Annotated in this window: 28 protein-coding genes; 15 read left to right on the plus strand and 13 right to left on the minus strand. The window is 62.0% G+C overall.

Going from position 1 to position 22,911, the window contains the following annotated elements; translation table 11 throughout:
• Window positions 1-42 precede the first annotated feature (42 nt).
• Together E3O60_RS15425 and E3O60_RS19135 are read left to right on the plus strand one after the other, a co-directional pair.
• Window positions 43-654 (plus strand): DUF305 domain-containing protein, encoded by a 612-nt coding sequence (locus tag E3O60_RS15425; RefSeq protein WP_134479790.1) that lies wholly within the window; start codon window positions 43-45, stop codon window positions 652-654.
• Window positions 655-724: 70 nt separating this feature from the next.
• Window positions 725-1,069: a recombinase family protein gene (locus tag E3O60_RS19135; RefSeq protein WP_134498556.1), complete on the plus strand. Its 345-nt coding sequence runs from the start codon at window positions 725-727 to the stop codon at window positions 1,067-1,069.
• A 103-nt stretch (window positions 1,070-1,172) separates the two neighbouring features.
• On the opposite strand, the gene E3O60_RS15435 is transcribed toward E3O60_RS19135, so the two are convergent.
• The 4 genes from E3O60_RS15435 to E3O60_RS15450 form a co-directional block, all read right to left on the minus strand.
• Window positions 1,173-1,457, minus strand: coding sequence for a thioredoxin family protein (locus tag E3O60_RS15435; RefSeq protein ID WP_088456545.1), 285 nt, complete (start codon window positions 1,455-1,457; stop codon window positions 1,173-1,175).
• A complete protein-coding gene (locus E3O60_RS15440) occupies window positions 1,454-2,146 on the minus strand; it encodes a peroxiredoxin family protein (protein ID WP_134498558.1) in 693 nt (230 codons plus the stop codon). Before E3O60_RS15440 ends, E3O60_RS15435 begins: the two co-directional genes overlap by 4 nt.
• A complete protein-coding gene (locus E3O60_RS15445) occupies window positions 2,146-3,093 on the minus strand; it encodes a cytochrome c biogenesis CcdA family protein (RefSeq protein WP_134498560.1) in 948 nt (315 codons plus the stop codon). Before E3O60_RS15445 ends, E3O60_RS15440 begins: the two co-directional genes overlap by 1 nt.
• A 79-nt stretch (window positions 3,094-3,172) precedes the next feature.
• Window positions 3,173-3,439, minus strand: coding sequence for a hypothetical protein (locus E3O60_RS15450; RefSeq protein ID WP_088456548.1), 267 nt, complete (start codon window positions 3,437-3,439; stop codon window positions 3,173-3,175).
• Between the two features lie 481 nt (window positions 3,440-3,920).
• Between E3O60_RS15450 and E3O60_RS15455 the strand changes: the two genes are divergently transcribed.
• The 3 genes from E3O60_RS15455 to E3O60_RS15465 all read left to right on the plus strand — a co-directional run bounded on the left by E3O60_RS15455 (window position 3,921) and on the right by E3O60_RS15465 (window position 6,855).
• Window positions 3,921-4,199 (plus strand): hypothetical protein, encoded by a 279-nt coding sequence (locus tag E3O60_RS15455; RefSeq protein ID WP_088456549.1) that lies wholly within the window; start codon window positions 3,921-3,923, stop codon window positions 4,197-4,199.
• 275 nt (window positions 4,200-4,474) lie between these two features.
• Window positions 4,475-5,197, plus strand: coding sequence for a bifunctional 2-polyprenyl-6-hydroxyphenol methylase/3-demethylubiquinol 3-O-methyltransferase UbiG (locus tag E3O60_RS15460; protein WP_134498562.1), 723 nt, complete (start codon window positions 4,475-4,477; stop codon window positions 5,195-5,197).
• A gap of 227 nt (window positions 5,198-5,424) precedes the next feature.
• Window positions 5,425-6,855 carry a protein kinase gene (locus tag E3O60_RS15465; RefSeq protein WP_088456551.1) on the plus strand — a complete coding sequence of 477 codons (1,431 nt, stop codon included), beginning with the start codon at window positions 5,425-5,427 and terminating at the stop codon, window positions 6,853-6,855.
• A gap of 82 nt (window positions 6,856-6,937) precedes the next feature.
• Here the strand turns inward: E3O60_RS15465 and ppk2 are convergent, their stop codons facing one another.
• Window positions 6,938-7,762 (minus strand): polyphosphate kinase 2, encoded by an 825-nt coding sequence (gene ppk2 / locus E3O60_RS15470; protein WP_088456552.1) that lies wholly within the window; start codon window positions 7,760-7,762, stop codon window positions 6,938-6,940.
• A 149-nt stretch (window positions 7,763-7,911) separates the two neighbouring features.
• On the opposite strand from ppk2, the gene E3O60_RS15475 reads away from it, so the two are divergent.
• Together E3O60_RS15475 and E3O60_RS15480 are read left to right on the plus strand one after the other, a co-directional pair.
• Entirely contained in the window at window positions 7,912-8,892 is a 981-nt protein-coding gene (locus tag E3O60_RS15475) for a diacylglycerol kinase family protein (RefSeq protein WP_134498564.1), read from the plus strand.
• 72 nt (window positions 8,893-8,964) lie between these two features.
• Window positions 8,965-9,138 carry a DUF3618 domain-containing protein gene (locus E3O60_RS15480; protein ID WP_088456554.1) on the plus strand — a complete coding sequence of 58 codons (174 nt, stop codon included), beginning with the start codon at window positions 8,965-8,967 and terminating at the stop codon, window positions 9,136-9,138.
• Here the strand turns inward: E3O60_RS15480 and E3O60_RS15485 are convergent.
• A complete protein-coding gene (locus E3O60_RS15485) occupies window positions 9,065-9,880 on the minus strand; it encodes a bacteriorhodopsin-like (protein WP_088456555.1) in 816 nt (271 codons plus the stop codon). The two genes, E3O60_RS15480 and E3O60_RS15485, sit on opposite strands and share 74 nt — an antisense overlap.
• 156 nt (window positions 9,881-10,036) lie before the next feature.
• On the opposite strand from E3O60_RS15485, the gene E3O60_RS15490 reads away from it, so the two are divergent.
• The 3 genes from E3O60_RS15490 to E3O60_RS15500 all read left to right on the plus strand — a co-directional run bounded on the left by E3O60_RS15490 (window position 10,037) and on the right by E3O60_RS15500 (window position 12,326).
• Window positions 10,037-10,495 carry a MarR family winged helix-turn-helix transcriptional regulator gene (locus E3O60_RS15490; RefSeq protein WP_088456556.1) on the plus strand — a complete coding sequence of 153 codons (459 nt, stop codon included), beginning with the start codon at window positions 10,037-10,039 and terminating at the stop codon, window positions 10,493-10,495.
• Between the two features lie 250 nt (window positions 10,496-10,745).
• A complete protein-coding gene (locus E3O60_RS15495; RefSeq protein ID WP_134498566.1) occupies window positions 10,746-11,330 on the plus strand; it encodes a hypothetical protein in 585 nt (194 codons plus the stop codon).
• Between the two features lie 111 nt (window positions 11,331-11,441).
• The gene (locus E3O60_RS15500) at window positions 11,442-12,326 is read left to right on the plus strand and encodes an NmrA family NAD(P)-binding protein (RefSeq protein ID WP_134498568.1); all 885 of its coding nucleotides are present in this window, start codon (window positions 11,442-11,444) and stop codon (window positions 12,324-12,326) included.
• A gap of 571 nt (window positions 12,327-12,897) precedes the next feature.
• On the opposite strand, the gene E3O60_RS15505 is transcribed toward E3O60_RS15500, so the two are convergent.
• On the minus strand, window positions 12,898-13,143 hold the full coding sequence (locus E3O60_RS15505) for a hypothetical protein (RefSeq protein ID WP_088456559.1): 246 nt from the start codon (window positions 13,141-13,143) through the stop codon (window positions 12,898-12,900).
• An 895-nt stretch (window positions 13,144-14,038) separates the two neighbouring features.
• Between E3O60_RS15505 and E3O60_RS15510 the strand changes: the two genes are divergently transcribed.
• Window positions 14,039-15,244: an epoxide hydrolase family protein gene (locus E3O60_RS15510; RefSeq protein WP_134498570.1), complete on the plus strand. Its 1,206-nt coding sequence runs from the start codon at window positions 14,039-14,041 to the stop codon at window positions 15,242-15,244.
• Here the strand turns inward: E3O60_RS15510 and E3O60_RS19010 are convergent.
• Entirely contained in the window at window positions 15,184-15,579 is a 396-nt protein-coding gene (locus E3O60_RS19010) for a helix-turn-helix domain-containing protein (RefSeq protein WP_088456561.1), read from the minus strand. The two genes, E3O60_RS15510 and E3O60_RS19010, sit on opposite strands and share 61 nt — an antisense overlap.
• A gap of 89 nt (window positions 15,580-15,668) precedes the next feature.
• On the opposite strand from E3O60_RS19010, the gene E3O60_RS15520 reads away from it, so the two are divergent.
• Together E3O60_RS15520 and E3O60_RS15525 are read left to right on the plus strand one after the other, a co-directional pair.
• Window positions 15,669-16,289, plus strand: coding sequence for an NADPH-dependent F420 reductase (locus E3O60_RS15520; RefSeq protein ID WP_134408419.1), 621 nt, complete (start codon window positions 15,669-15,671; stop codon window positions 16,287-16,289).
• Between the two features lie 111 nt (window positions 16,290-16,400).
• On the plus strand, window positions 16,401-16,607 hold the full coding sequence (locus tag E3O60_RS15525) for an RNA polymerase sigma factor (RefSeq protein ID WP_240632499.1): 207 nt from the start codon (window positions 16,401-16,403) through the stop codon (window positions 16,605-16,607).
• Between the two features lie 89 nt (window positions 16,608-16,696).
• Here the strand turns inward: E3O60_RS15525 and E3O60_RS15530 are convergent, their stop codons facing one another.
• From E3O60_RS15530 to E3O60_RS15550, 5 genes are all read right to left on the minus strand, one after another.
• Window positions 16,697-17,254 (minus strand): hypothetical protein, encoded by a 558-nt coding sequence (locus E3O60_RS15530; RefSeq protein ID WP_088456564.1) that lies wholly within the window; start codon window positions 17,252-17,254, stop codon window positions 16,697-16,699.
• A gap of 174 nt (window positions 17,255-17,428) precedes the next feature.
• Window positions 17,429-18,259 carry a DUF2382 domain-containing protein gene (locus E3O60_RS15535; RefSeq protein ID WP_370291300.1) on the minus strand — a complete coding sequence of 277 codons (831 nt, stop codon included), beginning with the start codon at window positions 18,257-18,259 and terminating at the stop codon, window positions 17,429-17,431.
• A gap of 106 nt (window positions 18,260-18,365) precedes the next feature.
• Window positions 18,366-19,025: a hypothetical protein gene (locus E3O60_RS15540; protein WP_174776214.1), complete on the minus strand. Its 660-nt coding sequence runs from the start codon at window positions 19,023-19,025 to the stop codon at window positions 18,366-18,368.
• A 260-nt stretch (window positions 19,026-19,285) separates the two neighbouring features.
• Window positions 19,286-20,248 (minus strand): aldo/keto reductase, encoded by a 963-nt coding sequence (locus tag E3O60_RS15545; RefSeq protein ID WP_088456566.1) that lies wholly within the window; start codon window positions 20,246-20,248, stop codon window positions 19,286-19,288.
• A gap of 40 nt (window positions 20,249-20,288) precedes the next feature.
• Complete coding sequence (locus E3O60_RS15550) at window positions 20,289-21,215, minus strand: aldo/keto reductase (RefSeq protein WP_088458040.1); 927 nt, start codon at window positions 21,213-21,215, stop codon at window positions 20,289-20,291.
• 86 nt (window positions 21,216-21,301) lie between these two features.
• On the opposite strand from E3O60_RS15550, the gene E3O60_RS15555 reads away from it, so the two are divergent.
• Together E3O60_RS15555 and E3O60_RS15560 are read left to right on the plus strand one after the other, a co-directional pair.
• Window positions 21,302-21,910 (plus strand): TetR/AcrR family transcriptional regulator, encoded by a 609-nt coding sequence (locus tag E3O60_RS15555; RefSeq protein WP_198415729.1) that lies wholly within the window; start codon window positions 21,302-21,304, stop codon window positions 21,908-21,910.
• A gap of 394 nt (window positions 21,911-22,304) precedes the next feature.
• Complete coding sequence (locus E3O60_RS15560; RefSeq protein ID WP_088458042.1) at window positions 22,305-22,868, plus strand: Chromate resistance protein ChrB; 564 nt, start codon at window positions 22,305-22,307, stop codon at window positions 22,866-22,868.
• The last annotated feature ends 43 nt before the right edge of the window (window positions 22,869-22,911 follow it).

The following is a 22,911-nucleotide window of genomic DNA, read 5'->3' on the forward strand; positions in this document are numbered from 1 at the left end:
TGGCGACCCGATTTTTCACGTCTGACTCCGAATGGATTGACAATGCCCAAGCCACATACTTATCTTCTTGCTGCCGCAGCCGTCGCGACTGCACTCACTCTCAGCGCCTGCGCTGGTGGAACAACCGACACCGGCTCATCCGCCGCCCCTAGCTCCCCCGAGTCCTCCGCCTCATCGGTTGATCTCGCCGACGCGGACGTCGAGTTCACCCAGATGATGATCCCCCATCACGAACAGGCCGTCGAAATGAGCGATGACCTTCTCGCGAAAGACGAGATCGACCAGCGCATCGTGGACCTGGCCACCGAGATCAAAGACGCTCAAGAGCCCGAAATCCAGCAGCTCGAATCCTGGCTATCCGCATGGGGCATGGATGACACCAGCTCCAGCGAAATGGATATGTCCGATATGGATCACGGCACGGACGGCATGATGTCTGACGACGATATGAACGCCCTCGAGTCCGCGCCCTCAGAAGACGCTGGAAAACTCTTTCTCGAACAGATGATCGTTCATCACCAGGGCGCAATCGCGATGGCTCAGACCGAGATCGACGAGGGACAATTCCCGGACGCTGTGGACATGGCCACGAACATCGTGAACAGCCAGACCGCCGAGATTGATGTCATGAACGGCATCCTCGCCACACTGTAGCCCCAGGTTCAGGAGCGACCGTGACACGCGAGCGGTCGGACCCCGGATTCCGCGAGCGAAGCAGGTAAAGATGACTGTCATCGGGTACGCGCGTGGTGCGACGCGCAAGCAGAGAGTCGATGAGCGAGAAATCGCGTTGACCGCGGCCGGCGCGGAGCGCGTGTATGTGGACCACGGCGAGTCGAAGAATAGGGCGTCGTTGCCGCAGTTTTCAGCCTGCTTGGCTTGCTTGCGGGCCGGTGACGTCTTGTTGGTTTGCCAACTCAGCCAGTTGGATCGGTTGGCTCGTGACGATCGTCTGATTTCACTCCTTCACGAGCTCGGCGAACGCGGCATCGGACTTCGTTCGTTAGCGGAACCGGCGATCGATACGACCGGCCCCTCAGACCGGGTCCTTCTCGCTTGCCCAGGTTGAAGGCTCCATAGGCGCTACCGTCCTTGCCTGCGGGGAGAGCTGGAACTGGGTGTAACCGTCAACTTCAATGACGAGCTCGCCAGTGCGTTCGCCTATGCCTCCGTCAGCTGGGGCCCGCGGGTGGGCGTGTGGTGGGCCACTCCACTGAGGAGAGATGGCGGCGCAATTTCTTTTCGGACAAGCGACCGTAGCTGAACAGCTCGCCGTCGATCAAGATGCCCGGGGCGAAAACGATGCCGACCCGGTTCGCAAGATCTCGGCCTTCGGCTGATGCCAACGGAATCTCCACGATGTTGAAGGGATACTCGTCGGCGAGTTGCGCCAAGGTGTTTTTCGCGTTCACGCAGGAGGGGCAGGCCTCTTGGGTCAGGACGGTGACCATCATCATCCGTTCACCCCGGCAGCCGTCATGTCGGCGAGAAGGTCGGTCATGGACACGTACATGGTGTAATCCGGGGCGCCACCGTAGTCGGCTCGCCACTGAATGGTGCCGTCAGGCCCGACAAGGATGAAGCTGTGTCCGGCGCGGGAGTCGCCCATCATGCCGTAGTCGTTCGCCCCGTACTCTTTTATGACGTCCATCTTCGTGTCCGCCAGGGCGACGGAGGCGAGTTTGTCATCTTCCATCTTTTGCGCGATCAGGTCTACCGGCCCGCTGGTGATTGTGAGCACGGCGTCGACTCCGACGGCAGTGAGCTGATCGGATTCGGCGTCCAGGTCACGCATCTGGTCCCAACAGGGCTGGCAGCCCAGTCCCTCATGGAAGTACAAGAGCACCGATTTGCCCGCGTAGTCAGTCAAATCCACGGTGTCCCCCGATGTGGACTCCATTGCGAATCCCGGGGCCATCTCTCCCACCCCCGGAGATCCCACCGCGTAGTCAGCCGCATCGTCGCTCCTGACCATAGGAGCGGACTGGGCCGGCTGGGCGGGTCCGGAGGGCTCCTGGGCGAGAATAAGGAAAAAGGCGCCGAAAATGGCCACGACCACGCCGGCACCGATCAGCACGGCACGGCGGTTGGCGTTCATTTTCAGAGGCCGCATCGCTGCGGCGCGCTTCTTGTTGCGTGATGCCATTACTGTGATTCCTTTGCGGTGTCGTGACAGGCCGGAGCGGTCGAACCGGCCGCTACCTGCTCTGCCGTATCTGGCTCTGTCGCGGACGAGGTGTGACCTCCCTGTGGGCGTCGGGCGCGCAATGCCTTCCACACCAGGGTGGCGAGGGCGACGAAGACCACGAGGGCCGAGAGCCAGCCGGGGATGAAGCCGACGGACTGCTGAATAACCACAGCTGTGTGGTTGAGCCAGGCGGTGACCCGAACCTGCCAGCCGTCGGGCGCCATGCCGATGCCGCGAACCGCGATGATCATGGTGACGATACCCATCCCGAGCATCAAGCCACCGGACAACAGGCTCGACAGCGGCAGCCGTCGTCCGCCGGGCCACAGGGCGACAGTGCGCGCCGTGAGCAGCCGGCTATTGCTCCAGTCCTTCCGATCCCACACCAGCGCAAGGACACAGAGCGGAGCGACCATGCCGAAGACGTAGGCAATACCGACCAGCGCTGCCGTAGAAATCGACGACGCCGCCCCGGACATCGCGGCAACTCCGGCCAGGACTGGTGCACAACAAGCACTCGCCGCGCCAGAAAACACGCCCAACCCGTACACGGAACCGATTCCTGACCCTGAACTCTTCCCCGACGGCATCGGGAGCATCAACTTCCACCCCACCAACGTGGCGACACCTACGACGACCATGGCAATTCCCACCACGCTGAAAATCCAGAAGTGGTACTGCGCCAGGGCGCGGCTAACGATCGCGGCCCCCAACGCAATGGGCAGGATGATCGTGCCGACACCGGCAGCGAAAACAAGTGTCATTCCCAGGATCTGGCCGCGACGGCGGAAGCTTGACGCGAAGAACGCCGGCAGCATGACCGACACACAACAGGGGGCCAGCAGGGCGACGATGCCGCCTAAGAACGAGGCGAGGATTGTGGTGGAGAGCAGGGCCTGCTCCATGTATTGCTCCTTCAAAAGTGCACGGACTCACCGCCGTGCCGATGCCGTGGGGACGGGCGGACGGGCGGACGCCCGAGGGTCAAGCCTGGGTCGTAGTCTTCGCGGCTTCGTTGGAGCCGGTGTCGCTGTGGACGGGTGATTCCCGCGGGGCGGCAGCGTCCTTGTTTTTGCTGCGCATCATCATGAACGTCATCCCGATCATCGTCACGGGGCACGCCAGAACCGCTGCGAGGGGAAGTGCCTCGCCGATCGATCTTCCGGCCACGAGCAGGCCGCCGAGAATAACGACACCGATCAGAATCATGCCGATGAGATGCGACTTGCCACCGTGGTTGTGCCCGTTCATGGACCTTCTCTTCTCTGGGGTTCGGTTGGGTGGACTGCGTCCCCTGGTGGTGTGTTTTTGCCTCGGCCGTTTATGGGGAAGATCCGAGCAATCGCCCACACCCCGAGAACGACGAACACCACACAAATTCCGGCGAGAATCGGCCACTCGCTCATGACCATTACTTCCTCCTGCTGGAATGTCCTGTCATGACTCTGGTTCCTCCACCCGCGCTTCTCGATGCAGGTTTGACGAAGAAACGATAAAGAAGGAGCGTCCGGTTCGAGGGTTCGTGGGCCCGGAGACTTCGTTTACGCATCGCTGAACGGCGACAACGCTGTGGCGCCGCAAACCAGGGCCTCGTGAGATCGACCGTCGCAGCGGCGCCGACCGACCTCAGGACGCCCGAGAAGGGGAAAATGAGTTATTGCCAACTTTTGCGACTTGTGATTGCATTTTTCTGAAGCACCAAATGACAAGCTGAAAGTACGAGGAACGTACCATGAGCAACACCACCAACAGGGGCCGCGTCACGCGGCTCTCAACTGAGACGAAGGCTGCATTCAAGACCACTGAGTTCATTGCGTATGTGGTCATACTCGTCGGGTTGTTCATCGCATCGGCCATGGTGGACAACGGAGACGACGGTGAGGGATTCGGCGCTCAGGATGCCTGGTTCTACGCCACGCTCCTAACCATCGGTTACATGGTCAGCCGCGGCCTCGCTAAGTCAGGAAGTCGGGAATATTACGACCACGACGACCACGACACTCGTCATTAGCGAACGCCCGCAGAGCAGTCAGTAACGGACGGTGGGAGCGCCCGGGCCTTCTGGCAGCCTGACCACTCCACACGCCAAGAAGTTCGGAAACGCGATCGTGTTTGCGGCGAGAGCTTCAACGACCGGCCACGGAGGATGACGTTGCGAGCTCCGCAGAGTCATCTCCCCCAGTCCGACTCGGAGAGGGCTATTTGCGCGTCTTGAAATCGATCGCCTCACCGCTGACACAGTTCCGGCTGCTCCTTCCAGTCCTGGAGTCGCTATCGTGACGCGTGATGGCACAATTGACCTCCCCGGTACTTCAGGCGCTTGGCCGATTCAACGACCGGCATCCTTGGTCGCACAACGATGCCTACTCAGGCTGGATCGTCTATCAGGCCCGACGCGTTCACTTCCGCGGAGGGTCACGCGCACTCGACGTCGGTTGTGGCACCGGGCATCTGGTCGAACGCCTGTCCCGCGAGCTCTCCGACGTGCGTGGCATCGAACCAGACCCGGCCAGCGTAGAAGCGGCGCGTTACAACACGCGGGAGCTCCGCAACGTGGTGATCAGCCGATCGACGTGGGCCGAAGTCCGCGACACCCCGTATGACCTGATCACGTTCGTGGCGGTACTCCACCACCTCCCCCTTCAGGAAACTCTGCGCAGAGCGAGCCTGCTCGTCGCTCCAGGAGGCCGTCTGGTCATCGTGGGCGTCGCCCGTGAAACCGCTCGCGACATCCCGTTGTCGCTGATCTCGACACTGCTCAATCCACTGGTCGGCTTGGCATTGCACCCGCGCCCGGCCGTCCGCTTGCCCGCTCACATGCGCTCCCCCATCCAGCCGCCCACGGAAACATACGCCGAGGTCAAGGCCGTTGCCCGACGGGTGCTGCCCCGTATCACCCTGCGGCGCAGCCTGTTCTGGCGGTACACGGCCGTCTGGACGGCACCACCGTCGTCCTCCCAAGTCCGCCGGCCAGTATTTCGCAGCAGACTACGCCGGGCTGCCGGTTGAATCACTCAAGTCGTGAAATCGATCGTACCGACGGATAGCAATCTTCAAGAGCCCGCTCCGCCGAAGGAGTCCGTCCGACGCTGCCGAACGGAATCGATCAGACACGCAGATGCGAAATGCAGCCCGCAATTTTGGTGGCGGGCGTGACACATTCGCCTCGAGCTACGTCTTAGAAGTGGATACTCCGGACCGCCTGTGGTGGAGGCGCCACGAAACAAGGGTTCACTATGGACGCAATCACATTGGCCGGGCGCTCACCTGAGGTCACCGCAGCCGGACCACCGCGACTACGCGGACGTTACCGGTTGCTGGAACTGATCGGTCGAGGCGGCGAGGGCTCTGTCTACCGCGCCAGGGACGAAACGCTGGGTCGTGATGTCGCGGTGAAGGTCTTCGAGGCGTCCGCGACAACCGAGAAGGACATCCGTCGTCAGGAAGACGAAGTGAACCTCTTGGCGAGCCTGAGCCACCACAGCCTCGTCACCCTGCTCGATGCGGGTGTCGACCGCACGGATGTGGGCCGGCCACGTGTCTTTTTCGTCATGGAGCTCGTCACCGGCGCGGATCTCAAGGTCCAGCTCGAGCGGGGCACTCTCTCGGCTCGTCAGATAGCGCACATCGGCTACGACCTGGCTGAAGGCCTGCAGTACATCCATCATCGGGGTGTTGTGCATCGGGACGTCAAGCCGGCCAACGTCCTGCTTGTCGACTACAACCACGGCGGCGCTCGATACCGCGCGAAGCTGACCGATTTCGGCATCGCCCTGGTAGGCGCCATCGACCGCCGAGACCCGGACGCCGTGACGACGGGCACGGCCGCCTACCTCAGCCCCGAACAGACGCGGGGTCAGACGCTCGGCTCGGCCAGCGATGTCTACTCGCTGGGGCTCGTTCTTCTCGAGTGCTTCACTCGCACCATCGCGTTTCCCGGCGACCCGATCCCGTCGGCACTGGCCCGGCTCAGAAAAGACCCCTCCATTCCGCCCGGCATCGCCCCGGAATGGCGGGCGCTGCTGGCTGCAATGACCGCCCGCGACCCGAAGGACCGCCCCTCCATCCACGATCTGGTCGTGGCGCTTCGCCAGATGGTCGCTGCCGAGACCGGCCGGCACCGAGATGTGGCGGCGATTTCCGCGCCTTCGACCGAGGAAGCCCGGATGCTCGCGGTCGCGCGCTATCGACTGCCGGAAGCACCGGCCGACGGGGCCTTCGACCGCGTCACGGCCATTGCCGCCCGAGTGTTCTCCGTTCCGGTCGCGCTCGTCACGATCGTCGACCAGGACCGGATCTGGTTCACGTCCCACCACGGTCTGGAGATCGACCACATTGAGAGGCACCCGGGGCTCTGCGCCTCGGCGATCCTGGACGACGTGCCCTGGGTCGTCGAGGATGCCCGGTTCGACCCCCGGACGCTGGCTAATCCCCTCGTCGCCAGCGATTTCGGCCTCCAGTTCTACGCCGGGGTGCCGTTGCGCACCCGCGACGGACACAACCTCGGCACTCTGTGCGTTCTCGACTTCGAACCGCGCCAGGCCTCGGAAGAGGAACTCGCCACCCTCGGCGACCTCGCTGCGGTGGTCATGAGCGAAATGGAACTGCGCCTGGAAGGTCGGCGATCTGCTTTGGCGCTCAAAAGCGCTACTTCGACGCCGAGCTGACCCGCCGAACCCGCCGGGTCACCGTGAACTCGCCTGACGCCCTGCGAGCCGCGGGGCACCCTGCGCGAAGCATGAGACCTCCCTATTTCTTCTTCAGAGTGTTGGCGTGATCAGTGACCAGGCTCGCCTCATCCTTCGGGGGCCGCTCGTAGTCATTTGCTTCCGGGCGATCGGGAATAGTCACTTCGTCCGGCACCCGGTGCTCATAGGGGATGTTGGACAGAAGGTGCTTGATTGAGTTGATTCGTGCCGCACGCTTGTCATCGCTCTCAACCGTCCACCACCGTGCAAACGGAAGGTCCGTGACAGCGAACAAGTCATCCTTGGCTCGCGAGTAGTCCTCCCAGCGGGTAATCGAAAAGAGGTCCGTCTCGGAGAGTTTCCACCGGCGCATCGGATCTTCCAGTCGAGAACGGAACCGGTCTTCCTGGACCTTGTCAGACACAGAGAACCAGAACTTCACCAGAATGATCCCCTCGTCAACGAGCATCTTTTCCACCAAGGGCACCTGCTCGAGAAACAGACGGTATTGCTCATCGGTGCAATATCCCATCACCCGTTCGACGCCACCACGGTTGTACCAAGAGCGGTCCATCAAGACGATCTCCCCGGCGGTGGGAAGCCGTTCAATGTAGCGCTGGAAATACCACTGGCCCTTCTCTCGCTCGCTCGGAGTGGGAAGTGCGACGACCCGGGCGGAGCGCGGATTCAAATATTGGACGATCCGCTTGATCGCGCCGCCCTTGCCCGCGGCGTCTCGACCCTCGAAGATGACCAGCACCCGCGCCCCGGTCTCAATGACCCATTGCTGCATGCCTACGAGCTCGGCTTGCAACCGTTCCAGCTCGTCCTCGTATAGAGGTTTCGGAACGCGCTTGACCGCACCTGTTTTCTTCGACTTCGACACGGCTGTCCCTTCATCGACCTACGGCGGCAGCCCGAAACACGCGGCCGGGACGATCATAAATCCTGTGCGGCGACAAGCGCGAGGTTAGAGCGCAGATTCGTTCCCTGCGAGCATGCTCATCTCTGTACTGCCTGGTTTACAGTGGCTCAATGAGTGATGTCACGCTTCGGAACGCCGCTGTCGTTTACAACCCCGTCAAGGTCGATCTCGATGCCCTCCGAAACGCTGTGAATGCGGAGGCAGCGGCCGGGGGGTGGTCTGAGAGCGTCTGGTTTGAAACGTCCGTCGACGATGTCGGCCAGGGCGTGACCGCGAAAGCGTTGGAACTCGGCGTTGATCTGATCATCGTCGCCGGCGGTGACGGTACCGTGCGCGCTGTCATCGAGGCCGTTCGCGGGCACGACGTGCCGGTTGGGCTTATACCCTCCGGAACGGGCAACCTCCTCGCGCGCAATCTCGACCTCACCCTCAGTGACATGCACGAGAGCGTGCGCGCAGCATTCACCGGTGAGGATCGCGCAATTGATCTGGGCATGATTCGTATCGAGCGAGACGACAAGTCGCGCGACGAGCACGCGTTCGTGGTGATGGCAGGTTTGGGCCTTGACGCAAAGATGATCACGAACACTGACGAAGATCTCAAGGCAAAAGCCGGCTGGGCAGCCTATGTGAAAGCAATCGTCAAGTCTCTGCGTGACCCGGATGAGCTGCACATGCGATTCCAGATCAACGACGGCGCTGCCAAGCGAGCAACGGTGCACACCCTGATCCTCGGCAACTGCGGATCGTTGCCGGCCAATATCTTGCTGATGCCCGAAGCAGTGCTGGATGACGGTTTGTTCGATGTCATGATGACCCGGCCAGGCGGTGCACTGGGCTGGATCAGGGTATGGGTGAAAGTGGCCTGGACCAACGGCATCGTTCGTCGAACCAAAGCGGGCAAGGCCCTCGCCGGGGAACAGAAGAACGACGGCGACCTGCGCTATGAAACCGGCTCTGAGTTCACCGCACGCTTCTCTCGACCCGAGGAAATAGAACTCGACGGCGACGCGTTCGGCAAAGCCGTTGCCTTCAAAGCCTGGATCGAGCCCAGCAAGCTCCGCATCCGCATTCCAGTCACAACCGCATAAGAATCCTCGCACCAACCACACCACCCAGAACTTGCCGGCGGAGTATCTGCATCACGCGGAGAACCGCAACGAGTGACCTGCCCATTCGAAGTCACCCGTCGGGGCCTTAGCGCCGATGTCGACACACTTGCTGACAAAGCCACGCCCAGCAAGATCGTGGACCGCCAGAAAGTCAGACGCGCGCAGGCGCCTCATCGCGGGAGCGCTCAATACCGGCGAACGTGGGGTCGTCGTCGAAAGACTTAATGCGTGCCACCTGGAAGATGATCAGCGCATAGACGGCCTTTGCCAGAATGTCGGCGATCGAATAGCCGACCTGTTTGTAGACCCAGGCATCAGGACCGGCGATGTCCAGCAACGGCAACAGATAGGCAATCGGGTAGACACCCCAGCTCAGCAACAGCAAGAAACGCAGCTGGCTCAGGATGCGGCGCACGCCCACGGGTTGTTTGTTCAGCGACTTACCCAGCTGCACGAACAGCACATAGAGAATGTAGGCGAACGGGATGGTGGACAGCAGCCCGAACAGGCCACGGATGCCGTTGTCGCCACTGATCTCTCCGGGGTAGCCGAGGATGATCATGAGCGCGGCGGCCGGAACGAGCCGCACTAGCAGCCCACGTTGCACGGACCGGGCCAATGCGAGCACGGCAATGAGTTCCACCAGCAGCAGCGGTACCGTGAGGAGCCAGTCCACGTAGCGGTAGCCCTCGTTGAATCCTTCGCCGACCGCCTGACTGTAGTCGGCCTGGCCGCCGACGCCTTCCGTCACGAAGGCCGCCTTGAACGAGTCGAAGATGCGGAAGTAATGGTAGGCCGCGATGCCGCAGACGACGATTGCCACCGTGATGGCCTGGCGATACCGCGGCAGGATGCGTGGCAGCGAGATGAGCAGAAAGACCGCCGTGAACAGCTGGGCGGCGATGACCAGGGACAAGGAGTTGTAGACCGTGTCGTACTGGCCGGGCGAGAGAATATCGGGAATCATGATCTACTCCATCGGTTTTGACGGTGCCTGATTTGCCTTAGCCACTAAGTGACTTACTCAGTAAACTACATTTTCACCTTGTTTGGGGTGAATTGGGTACGATTACTTCACAACGCCGCGTGGGCGGGGCTTGGCCCCACGTAGGCCGGAGGAGACATGACCCAACCCGAAGCACTCGCGCATACCCTCACCGGTTTTCCGGCGGCGGCCACTGCATTCGTGAGCGCCCTCGACGCTAACCGCCAGCGCATCGCGCAGGATGTCGGTGTGAGCGCGACCGAGCTGCGCGCCCTGTTCCGGGTGGGTCGGTCGGTGAGCATCACGCCCAAGGAGCTGGCCGCACACCTAGGCATGACCACGGGCGCGATCACCGCGATCGCCCGCCGGTTAGTCGACGCGGACCTGCTGCACCGGGTGGATCACCCCGGCGACCGGCGCAGCCTCTACCTGGAGTTGACCCCGCTCGGGCACGAGGTGATGGGCGGCATCCACCGGGACTTCTCGGAGATGCTCGCCGCCTCGACCAGTAGTTTGAATGCCGATCAGCTCGCCGCCTTCACCGAGGCCCTCACCTCGGTCGCAGCCGAGGTGCGCAGCCGGTCTGCGCGCCCCTGATGCTCAGAGCAGTGACGTGCTCGTTGCCGGAAACGGCACGCTGAAACTCACGCCCCATTGTGCTTGCCGGGTGCTTTACACCGCCTCCTCCCCCACCGCCGCACCGTTGATTTCCGTGAACTTCCCGTATGTCTTCCGTTAGGGGACCGGTGTTGCGCCCGGGTGTCCGTTAGGACTGAAGAATGACTACTCCTGACAGCCCCACATTGGAGCCCCTTAGACCCAGCGATCTGGGAATGAGGTCTGGCTCATGACTCTCACCGCGATGATGCCGTCCCTCCGGCGTACGCTCGCCGATCCTCTCTACATCGATGCGTGGCCCGAATCTTCACACGCCACCACCACTGATGTCATCGTCTCCGGCGTGTCCATGCTGCGGCTCGTCGACGTGTGCCAAACCCCGTGCGTGCATACTGCTACCGCCGTCATCCCCGCCACTCACGGGCGGAGATCGCCGTACCGGGACGCCGCCGTCGTCGTCGTGCAGGTCACTGCGGTTCTGAGGAACTTCGACGCCGCACGTGTGGTCCTCATCGACGCGTGCCTGGACAATGTGGACGCGACGTGGCGGGAAACCCGACTCATCGGGCGAGCCTCGACGGTCAAGAGCAGCACCGCGATTCTGCTCTCCGGCGAATCTCACGAAACCCCCGGTCTCGGTCGCGGCATGGTGGAGCTGCCCGACGATCTCCGTGAAGGTGACTTACTCGCCATCCCCTGTATGGGTGTTGTCGCACTCCGCGATATCCGGGCGCGGCCGCAGTTCGAAGACGACACAGTGGCACCCCCCGAGCGTGACGCCGTTGCATTGACCTGGCTGGCACAACTCGCATAAACCGTGAGACCGGGTCAGCCGGCCTATTTTCGGTGTGAGACTGGGCATACCGACGCTGTCATGGGGGAAGAATCCCACGTGTGCAGGTCTCGGAGACGGCGATGGGGCGCAATGCAGGCACGAGAGTGGAAGAATCCGGTGTTGGTCACCGGCGCGACCGGGAATGTGGGTCGGGTGGTTGTGCAGGAGCTTTTGGATGGTGGCGCCCGAGTGAGGGCGACCGGTCGTAGCGTCGAGTCGGTTCGGCGGGTATTCGGCGACCGGGTGGAAGCCGTTGCTCTTGACTTCACCGACCCAACTACCTGGGAAGCCGCCTTTGCGGGGGTGCAGCAGATGTTCCTCATGCGCCCGCCGCACCTGGGGAAACCGAAAAGTCAGATGATCCCGGCGTTGGAGTACGCCCGCGACCACGGGATCTCGCAAATCGTGTTCCTGTCGCTGCAGGGAGCAGAGAAGAACACCATCGTGCCGCACGCGGCGATCGAGGCGTGGCTTCGTGACTCAGGCGTGGCATGGACTTTCGTTAGAGCATCCTTCTTCCACCAAAATCTGTCCACCACCCATCTGACCGATATTCGCGACCGGGACGAGATCATGGTCCCCGCACGCAACGGAGCGACGGCATTCGTGGATGTTGAAGACGTCGGAGCCGTTGCGGCCGCGGCGCTTCTGGATCCGTCAGCGCATGTGGACACCGCGTGGACGGTGACCGGGAATGAAGCGCTGACCTATGCACAGATTGCCGAGATCCTCACCCACGAACTGGGCCGGCCGATCCGCTACGCGCGGCCCGGCATCCTGCGGTATATCGTGCATGCCCGCAGGAAGTTAGGAATGCCATGGGGCATGGTCCTCGTCACTGCGGCGATTTACACGACCGCCCGGCTGGGCCTGGCCGCGGGCCTGACCGACGATGTCCGTCAGGTCCTCGGTCGCGACCCAGTCGGGTTCGCAGTGTTCGCCCACCGCGACCGCTCGGTGTGGACTCCGCGATAGTTCGGAGCGAGCGCGCGCCGCGGTAGAGCATTCAGCGGTGCGACGATCCTGTTTCAGGACGAGGTCGCGCTCGTGTCCGTTGGATGCTCGTGAGAAGTATCCAGGTCGGTGTATTCGCCATCAGGAGCATTCTTGTTTTTCATGAGCTTCTCTCTCGAAGGGAGTACTGAGTTTATCTCTTGTAGCTGGCCCGTGTTCGGGTCCATCATTCTCGGGTGCCGCTCCCCAGTGGATCGGTGGACGTTAGGAGACGATCAAGTTCTTGCCGGGAGTTCTCGAACCTAGAGCTATAACGCAGAAGATTAGGGTGGGCTGAATCGATCCTTGTGACTCCTAATGGGACCCGAACCCATGAAATGCGAGACGTAGGAGATCCCTCCTGTTCCCCCGACGAGCGGCAGATGACTTGTCTCGCATCTGTAGGATTCCGAGATGAGATTGCCCCTTGTCTGAGTTGCTCACGTTCGCCTGTTCGCGTTCTGGTAATTGAGGTTCCAGTAGCGAGCCACGAGGCATCTCCACCTCAGAAGCGCGCGGTATCACTGCGGTGAATCCGGCTAGTCTTAACGGATCAGACAGGGCGCCGCGGGTCACCGGGACCACCCCTCGTGCCCTTGTGTGCCTCTTCGATGATCCGGACGTTCTTTACAACGGCGCTTTCGGTCATGAGCAGATCGAGCGAAGTGACGAACAGTCGGGCGATTTCTTCACTGCTCACATCAGGGCCGGGCACGTCGACCCGGAACCTCTGGGCCTGAAGACCACCCTCGTTCGAAAACACAATCTCTGCATCGAAAACAGCGCGATATTCGGTCATCTGGCAACACTAACGAGATGGTCGTTGACGAACACGCTGCCCCGCGGTACCAACTCAGCGATCACGCGACGCAACAGATAACCATCGCGCGCACGAACCCATCATTTGATCAGCCTTCGACCGGTTGGACTAGACGCCTCGCAACCCATGGGATAGGAGACGTAAAAGATCCCTCCTGTTCACCCGACGAGCGGCAGGTGACTTATCTCGTATCTGGACCCGTCTCGCATCTGTAGTGTTTCGAGTCAAAGGAACTTGCTGGACGGCTGTCCCCGTGGCCTAGGTGCCCGCATTCGATATGTCTATTGAATGGTGCCAGAAATCGTCTGCACCAGTTTCAGGACTCTTCAACACAGCTGTAGTCGGGCTTGTCCGAGAAGCCCGTGGCGGAGCATTTGGTCGACCGAATGGTGGGGCATCGTCGCGGTGGCGAACACAGCGTTGCGGCCGGGAGTCGCCGTGAATCTGGAATTTCGGAACGGTGGCATTCAGGCATTCGGGAGAGCGACTTCCGGACCATCAATGGCCTCCATCCTGGTGGCAGGTGGTCGAAAAGGCGAACAATGCAATGGCAACAGCGGGTAATCCTGCAACGCGAAGGCGACGAAGAAGCCAAGAGCCGAGTGGTTGGATTGCGTAGTTTTCCTTCTTATGCTTGTGGCTGTTGGGGGGGGGAATTCGTTAACCAGTTGTACTCGATTGCAGTTGAAAGCGTGCGCTGTGTGGTGTTGTCGGCGCAAGCGGACACGGCGTCAGGCAGATCGGGGGGGGGTCGGTGTCAACGCCCTAGGTTGTCATAGAGACGGCGAACTGCGGTCCACTGGATATCTCGACGGGAGTGACTTTCGACGGGCTGCAAGAGTTGGTGGGACGAGTCCATCGGTAGAGTTTTGCGATGAAGAGTTTTCGCATCAAGGTGCCAGAGTCGGATCTTGTTGATCTGCGGGATCGGCTTCTTCGTACACGCTTACCGGAGCCAACGCCTGGGACGGAGTGGGCTGCTGGAGTTCCGAAGTCTTACTTGCAGAATCTCGTGACCTACTGGGAAGCCGAGTTTGACTGGCGTGCTCAGGAACGTTGGTTGAACTCATTCCCGCAATTTACTGCTGACATCGACTCCCAATTAGTCCATTTTGTTCACGTGAAGTCATCCCATCCTCATGCCGTACCTCTTGTCCTGAGCCATGGATGGCCGTACTCGTTTGCCGAGATGCTCCCGCTCGTCACTCTCTTGTCCGACTTTGACCTCGTCATTCCCTCATTACCCGGGTTCGTGTTCTCCGACGCCCCCACCGGATTTTTCACCGATACAAGTACGGCGCGAACGATACATAAGCTGATGACTGATGTCCTCGGCTATGCCCGGTACGGCACCTATGGTGAGGACATTGGCGCCTCCGTCAGTCATAGCCTGGCGTCACTCTTCCCGGACTCAGTGCTCGGTATCTTCGTCACACACCCCGCAGTGCCCCAGGTTGACGACCGGAAAGACCTCTCCGCGGCAGAAGACGCCTTCATTGCATGGCTCGACGCCGAATGGGAAGACGAGACCGCGTATGCGCATCTGCAAAGCACCCGCCCCGACACGGTCGCCGCCGCCTTGAACGACTCGCCCGCTGGGCTTGCCGCCTGGATTCTCGAAAAGTTTCGTTCGTGGAGCGACAGACGAAGCGGCCCGACGGAACTCACTCTTGATGAAAAGTTCTCTCGCGACGACCTTCTGCGAACGATTTCGCTGTACTGGTTCACTCAATCCATTGGGTCATCATTCCGCTCCTACTACCACCTGAGGCACCGCGAGAAGCGTGGTGCCGTTCACGTCCCGACGGGCATCGCCGTCGGGACAGGAGACCTCGGATACCCCCGTGAACTTGCCCAGCGCACGTACACCGACATTCGAAGCTTCGCCGTGCTCCCTCATGGTGGTCACTTCACGGCTAAAGAGGAACCCGAACTCATCAGCGCCAACATCCGGGCCTTCTTCCAAGGGCTCCTAACCGAACCGGACCCGACGCGACCTCCCGATGGCGCCCGGGGCGTCTATTCGGAGGTCGGAGAGGCGTCGGAGTTCGAAAGTTCTCGGCCCTCCGTCACCGAGTGATCAGCTGCTGTAGCGTCAGCCCACTCCTCCGCCCAGGAAACAAGCGGCCCGAACGCCGCAGGTAGAGCGGCTCCAAGCGAGGACAACTCGTATGAACCGTCGTGCTGACGGGCGACCAGCTTCGCTTCAGTGAGTTCACGAAGTCGGAGAGTCAGCGTCGAAGATGACATCCCGTCGCACTCTCGTTGAAGTTCCAAAAACGTGAGCGCGTGGCCCTGCAATTCCCAAACAATTCTCATGCTCCATCGCCGCGTCATGAGGTCGAGCAGTGCGAACAGCGGCCGCCCTGTTCGCGAACCCTTGGCAGGTCTTCCTGGAAGAGGGGTGGTTGACATAAAGCCACACTATCGCTTGCGCTTCGATATTCGAAGTGGTAGCTTCGGCTTCACTTCGATAGTCGAAGTGATCAGGGTTGGGAGCGGAAATGAAGATCGGAATTGTAGGCGCGGGCAACGTAGGCAAGCTGTACGGCGAGCAGTGGGTGAAGCGAGGCCACGAGGTCGCGTTCAGCTATGTGCGCGATTTGGGCCGTCTCGAAGATTTTGTCGGCCGGCTAGGTTCGTTGGCGTGCGTGCTTGAGGTAGAGAAGGTGGCAGCATTTTCGGACGTGGTCGTTTTCGCGCCGCCATTCGAGCTGATTGCGCACGCGGCAGCGCTCGTCGGTCCAGCATCAGGAAAGGTGGTCGTCGACACCACTAATCCTTTCAACCCAGAGCGCACTGGGTTGGTCGATCTCGGCACCAACACTTCGTCAGCGAAGGTCGCAGACTTGTTCCCGGACGCCTTTGTGGTCAAGGCCCTCCATAATTTGTCGGTAGATCAGGCCGCCGCTGCCATCAACCAGACTCCCTCCGTCATGTTCATAGCCGGGGACAACAACGAGGCCAAGGACATGGTGGCGCGCTTAGTCGTCGACGCTGGGCTCAGTCCCTTTGACACGGGTGAACTAACTACCGCCGATCTGAGCGAAGCACCTGGCCCCTTGTTCATGAACGTGTACAGCATGTCGGCGGTCGCCGAAGCGGTCGCGATCGCCCGCGGCTGACTGTCCCCTAACAAACTCGAGCCACCCCGACTTCGCGGTAAGTTGGCGCACGATCGAACGGAGCTCTCGTTCGACATCCCGGCCACAAGCGAAAGCAGCCCCTTGGACGTCGTGGAGTTGCTGCTCCAGGACGACGCCTTTACCCTGGCGTTGAGCAGCCTTCCCATCAATCAAAAACGTGCCTGGCTCATGCGCGAGTTCGCCGGCTGCACCTACTCGGTCATCGCGCTTGAACTCGTAGTTCCGGAGTCCACCGTGCGCGGGCTCCTGGCCCGATCGCGTCACACCCTTGCCCGGGAATTGGCCTCCTGGCGCTAAATCGCGAGACCGCTCTTCCCGGGGAGAGCGGTCTCGCCGCCGACAGGTGCCGGCCCGGGTCGAATCGACCCGGGCCGGGGATGGGGCGGTTAGCGCCTGATAGCGCGTTGGAACCAGCTGGCTTTGGCCGACGGCACCGGCCGCTGCTGTTCGCCCTGCTGGGCGCCGAGCACGATCAGGATAAGCGTGACGACCGGAGTGACCCACTGCAGGATGCGTTGCTGGTTCTGGGCGGACGCCAACTCGTCTGAGGTGACCTCGCTGGGTTCGGTGGTGCCCTCGACCGCTTCGCCTGCGTTCGCGCCCATCTTCATTCCCAGCACGCCGGAATACACGCTGGTGCCGATGGCGACCAGCGTGAGTGCCAGCTTGACGCCGGTGTTCACCCGCCCTTCCTTCTGGGCGGCGAGCCGCTCGGTGTTGCCCAGGATCAGGCCGACCCCGCCGAGGCCATGCGCGGCCATGGCCGCCCACTGCACCGGCGCCCAGTGCTTCCAGCCCACGCTGGACACCGCCAGCCGTTCCCGGGGGTTACTGACGGAAGCGGCAGCGCTGTTCAGCCCCACCGCGCCCATCAGCGAACCACCGAACCAGGCGGCCAGGCCCACATCATGAAGGCTTCGAACGAGAGTGTTGCGTTGTGACATACGTCTGCTCCTCTTAGTTGTTTCAGGTCGCGAAAACTCTTGGCTGTTTAGGCTTCGAAGGCTTCCGCGCGAAACGTCATGACCAACTGAATAGCACTGGGCCGCACGGTCGCGCCTCCCACGGCACCCGGACCCGGGGACCGAAGCCTCCCGGGCCTGGCGGTTCTTCAGGTGCTAAATGGTGTCGTCGCGGGCACGGCGGCCCTTGCGCTCGATGTCTGACTCGTCGTAGTCGATCTCTTCTTTGCGCACGTCTTCGGAGACCCGCTGGTCTTCGGTCACCGTTTCGGTGCCCAGGCGGACCCGCTCCACCGGAACGGTTTCTTTATCCACCACGACGCGCTCCTCGGTGAGCTGGACTTCGTGCTCCTCGTCACTGAGGTCGGGACCGGAGTTGGCGTTGCCGCGGTTGGCGTCGGTGATGGGTTCACGTTCGAGGGTGACCTCTTCGTGGCTCACCGGTACCGTGACGGTCTGGTTCTCCGTCACCACGTGCTTGCGCAGTCGGGCGCGGCCAGCGGACACCTGCTCCTTGCCGACGCGCAGCTGCTCCTCGGAGCGGGTCATCGCTTCGTCGGTGGTGGGCCCGGAGGTGTCGTATCCCTCGGTGCGACGGTCACCGGCAGCGGCATCCGTGCGGGTGTCGTCGGAGTTTCCGGTGTTGCCGGTGCTCTGGCCGACGGTGGATCCGCTGAGGCCGTAGTACCTGTAGAGGGCGTCTTCGTCGGCGCTCTCCAGCGCGCCGTCGGTGTCGATGCGGGGGGCATCCTTTACGACATCCTTCGCGAAGCCGATGTGGAGCTCGTCGCCGGTCCAATCGGCAGTTTCAAGGGGTGCGAAGGATTCGCTGGTTCCGAACAGTCCGGTCTTCACCGTGACCCAGCTGGGCTGGTTGGTGGACGAGTCCAGGTACACCTGGCCGACGGTACCGACCTTGCGGCCCTCGGTGTCGACGACGTTGGCACCGATAAGGGAATCGATGTTGTTGGTGTTGATCATTGTCATTTCTCTCTTCCTACTTCGCACGCCGGACCAGTTGCCCGGCGGTGGTGGGGCGGTGGATCGAATTGAGGATCAGGGTTGATGCAAGGGTGCTGTTGAGTGGTGCGGACTAGCGGCCGAGGCCGGCCTTGTCGACCTTGCGGTGGTAGCGCATTCCGGCGAGACCGCCGAGGATGGCGCCGCCGAGGCTGACGACGGCGATAGCGATGGCCGTGATGATGCTGCCGAGGGCAAGGTCGCCCTCGTTGATGGGGATGCGCGGGAAGCTGTTCAGGTTGGCGAGGACGTTGAACTGACTGCCTGCTATGGCTCCCACGACAGCCAGCACCACAGCCACGATCAATGCCCAAAGCCAGACGGCGATGCCCTGCTTCGCGCCGCTGAACCGCGCCATCCGCCCGGCGACATAGCCGCCGCAGAAGTATGCGACGAACACGACGACCCCGAGCGCGATTGCCCCGATTAGGCCCACCGTTGCGGCGTTCTCGGTTGCTGCCCCCGCTGCCTGCTCTGGGTCGGCCTGCGTGCCAAGCCCGACGGCAGCGCCGGCGCCGACGACCAACGCGGTAAGCAGCACCGCCGCCCCTGTAGCGGTGAGCCAGCCGAAGAAAGCGGTGCCGAACCGCATGCCGCCGAACTGTTCCTTCTGCTTCGCCACAACATCCTCGCGGATGGTGTTACCGCTGGTGGCTGCGTGAGCGGCCGGCTGGGTGTCGCCGGATGTTTGTGCTGGCGGCACCTGGCGGGGTTCGTTCTGCGCTGAGGTCATGAGGATCTCCTTCGAACGAGGCTGCCGAGTGGAACGAATGCGTCTCGATGGCCGGTGCGGCACATCCGCCGAATCATCGGCTACCTATCTCAGACGGTCAGACCCGGCGCATCGTCACGCTCCAAAGTGAAGTTTTCTCAAAAATCGCGAGACGGATACACGCAGGCCTTGGGACGTACCCAGCCGGAATTCGTTCCTCCTTGTTGATCATGATCTAAGTGGGTGATTGTGGGAGCCGAGTCTGCGTCGCGAGGTCGCGATCACTCCCATTCGGCGCTCATACCGGCCGGGAAGCGGGAGCCGAAGCCGCCCGTGGGGAGGATCTGCGTGATGCGGTCGAGATCTGTCTCGGTGAGGGTTAGGTCGGCGGCTCCGAGGTTCTCCTCGACGCGTGCGGCGCTTCGGGTACCGGGGATCGGGACGATGTGCTCGCCCTGGGCGAGGATCCAGGCGAGGGCGAGCTGCGCGACCGTCGCGCCCTTCGAGGAGGCCAACTCACCCAACTGGCGGGTCGCCTCGAGGTTCTTTTCGAAGTTGCCGGCCTGCCAGCGGGCAGCGGTGTGGCGCATGTCGGTCTCGTCGTACTCGGCTCCGGGCTTGGCCGTGCCGGTGAGGAATCCGCGTCCCAGAGGCGAGTAGGGCACGAATCCGATGCCGAGCTCGTCGAGGGTCGGGAACAGTTTCTCGATCTCGCGGTCAAAGAGGGAGTACTCGGTCTGCAGGACCGAGACCGGCTGTACGGCGTGAGCGCGGCGCATGGTCTCGGGGCCGGCCTCGCTGAGACCGAAGTACTTCACCTTGCCTGCTTCGATAAGTTCCTTGACCGTGCCGGCGACGTCTTCGATGGGCACGTTCGGGTCGGGGCGGTGCTGGTAGAGGACGTCGATGTGGTCCATGCCGAGGTAGCGGAGGCTGTTCTCGACGACCTCCCGGATGTGCTCCGGGCGGCTGTCGAGCCTGAATTCGGGCGTGAAGCCGAACTTCGTGGCGATCACCACGTCGTCGCGGAAGCTCTTCACCGCACCGCCGACGACTTTCTCGTTCTCGCCCCAGCCGTACATCTCGGCGGTGTCGAAGAAGGTGACGCCGAGCTCGTAGGCCTTCTGGATCGCGGCGACGCCCTCGTGGGCTTGGCCGGGTCCGTAAAACGAGGAGATGCCCATCGAGCCGTAGCCGATCGCGGAGGTGGTGAGGCCTTGCTGGCCAAGAGTGCGTTTCTGCATGAGATGCCTTTCAAAGGTGTTCGGTGGTCGGCGGTCGGCGTCAGACGTGAGCGCCGTCTGGGACGATCTGCTCGATGAGGTCAATGTCATCGGCGGTCAAGGAGAGGTCGGCCGCCGCATCGTTTTCGGCTACCCGCTCTACGCTTCGGGAGCCAGGGATAGGGACGATGTAGGACTTCCGGTGCAACAACCACGCAAGCGAAAGCTGCGAAAGGGTTGCACCCCTGCTCTCGGCAAGGGACCCCAGTTGCTCGGTGATTGCGAGGTTCGCCTCGAAGTTCCCGGGTGCCCACCACGGGTTGTGGCGGCGGAAGTCGTTAGCCGGGTAGCCGTCGAGTGGCTTCACGGCGCCAGTCAGGAACCCCCGCGCCAAAGGGCGGTAGGCGATGAGGCCGATTCCCAGGTCTTCGAGGACGGGGAAGAAGGCTTCGGACGCGCGGTCGAAGATCGAGTACGAAGACTGCACAACACTGATTGGATGCACCGCGTGCGCTTTGCGAACGTTCTCCGGAGTGGTGTTGGACAGGCCGAGGTATTTCACCTTGCCGGCATCGACGAACTCCTTCATCACGCCGACAACGTCCTCGATGGGCACTGCCGGGTCGTGGATGTGCTGGTACAGCACGTCGATGGACTCTACGCCCAGGCTCCGCAGGCTGCCGTCGACGACATCGCGCACATGGTCGAGCTGCGAGTTCGGAGCGAACGCGGGCGTGAAGCCGAACTTCGTCGCGATCGTCACCTCCTCCCGAATCGGGGCGAGAGCCGCACCGAGCAGTCTCTCGCCCTTGCCCCACCCGTAGAGCTCCGCTGTGTCGAAATGCCTGACACCGCCCTCAAAGGCGCGACGGATCGCGGCGATCGACGCGGCGTCGTAATCGCTGCCGTCGCCAAAAGCGGTATCCATCGCGCCATAGCCGATGGCGGACGTAGTGAGGCCCTGCTGACCTAGCGTGCGTTCCTGCATGGTGTAGTCCTTCCCAAAAACCGTAATTGTCATCATAGGCCCCGAATGGCAGACTCTGCCAAATTCGGCAGATGTAGAATGAGCTCGTGACTGAAATCAGCAATCCAGCCGGCGGGCTTCGAGCCGTGACCCGCGACATGGTTCGGCAACGGTTGGCCGACATAGCGATAGACCTATTCGCCGAGCATGGATTCGAGTGCGTCACCGTCGAGCAAATCGGCGCTGCGGCAGGCATCTCGGTCCGGAGCGTGCACCGCTACTTCCCCGCAAAGGAAGACATGGTGGTGGGCACGCTTGCCGCCTACGGCACGATTGTGCGCGATGCCCTCGAGGGACGCCCGGTCGAAGAACCCGTCATGCAGTCATTGCACGCCGCGTACGCGACGATGCTTCGGAGCCGGCCCCAGACCCAAGGCGACAAGGTCGCCATCCGCTTGCTCTCCAGCACGCCGTCACTGCATGCCCGAAACGCGGAGAAGCACCTTGCGTGGGCTGAGCTCTTGCAGCCCATCATCGCAGAGCGGGTCCATGGCGAAGATGCACCCCTGCGTTCACGGGTGCTCGTGCAGGCCAGTCTTGGCGCGTTCTCCGCTGCCTTGTCTGCCTGGGCCGATAGTCGCGAGACTCGTGACCTGCATGAGCTGCTGGATGTCGCTTTTCACGCGCTTGAACGCACCGGACCCGATTCGTGGTGACCGAGGTTGGGCGCGGTATCGGAGCACTATCTCAAGTCACACGTGATATTCGGGCCAGACGCATATTTTGAATGGTCCGAAGGCAACCCACTGATATATATGTTCCGTTATCTCCTTCTGGGTCGAGGCGACACCCCACCGGTGGTTCGGGAGATCCTGCGTGAAAGTGAACCAGACCCACGCAAACGCCCTATCGTCCACGTGGGCGGTTAGCAACTCTGCGGATGGGACCTCCAGGTGGTGAGGCTGGGGGCAGCCCGCTGAATGCTGGCGCGGTTTGCCATAATTTTTCCTCGGATGCCTGCTACACCCACACGGCCCGAGCGGGATCTCGACAGTGATGTTCTCCTTTTAGACACAGCACCACGCCTGTAACGTGTGTTACATTGCGTTTGTGACTGACACTACCTTCGCTTCCTGGCTCCTTCTCATCCCGCGCGTGCCCGCGCAACCTTCGCGCCACCGTGTGGCGATATGGCGGGAACTCAGACGGATGGGAGCCGTGCCGGCGACGGCGGGTGCTTGGGCGGTACCGAACTTGCTAGCCTTCACCGAGCAGGTGCCGGCCGTTCGCGAACTTGCGGAGCGGGGCGAGGGAACCCTTGCAGTGTTCGAGGTCACCGGCCAAAGCCAAGCTGACGCTTCAATCCTGCGGGACGCTTTCGCTGCGGCGCGCAGAGATGAGTGGAATGAGTTCATCGCTGATTGCGGCAAGTTCGATGCGGAGATCGATCGCGAGTTCGCGAAAGAGAAGTTCACCTTCGGCGAGTTGGAGGAGGAAGAGCAGAGCCTCGATCGACTCCGCCGCTGGCACCGCGATCTCATGCGACGCGACGCACTGGCTTTGCCCGATGCGGTACGGGCTGCGGAGCATCTTGCGCAAAGTACGGAAAAACTCGCTGTCTATTCCGAGAGGGTGTTCGAAGTAAATCTCCCAGTCGACCCATCTGAGGGTTGAGAGATTCGGGCTTCACCGGCGGCGTCGCCCCCGGCTCGCGAGC

It is taken from the genome of Cryobacterium sp. TMB1-7 (genome assembly GCF_004402435.1).
Lineage (GTDB): Bacteria > Actinomycetota > Actinomycetes > Actinomycetales > Microbacteriaceae > Cryobacterium > Cryobacterium zongtaii.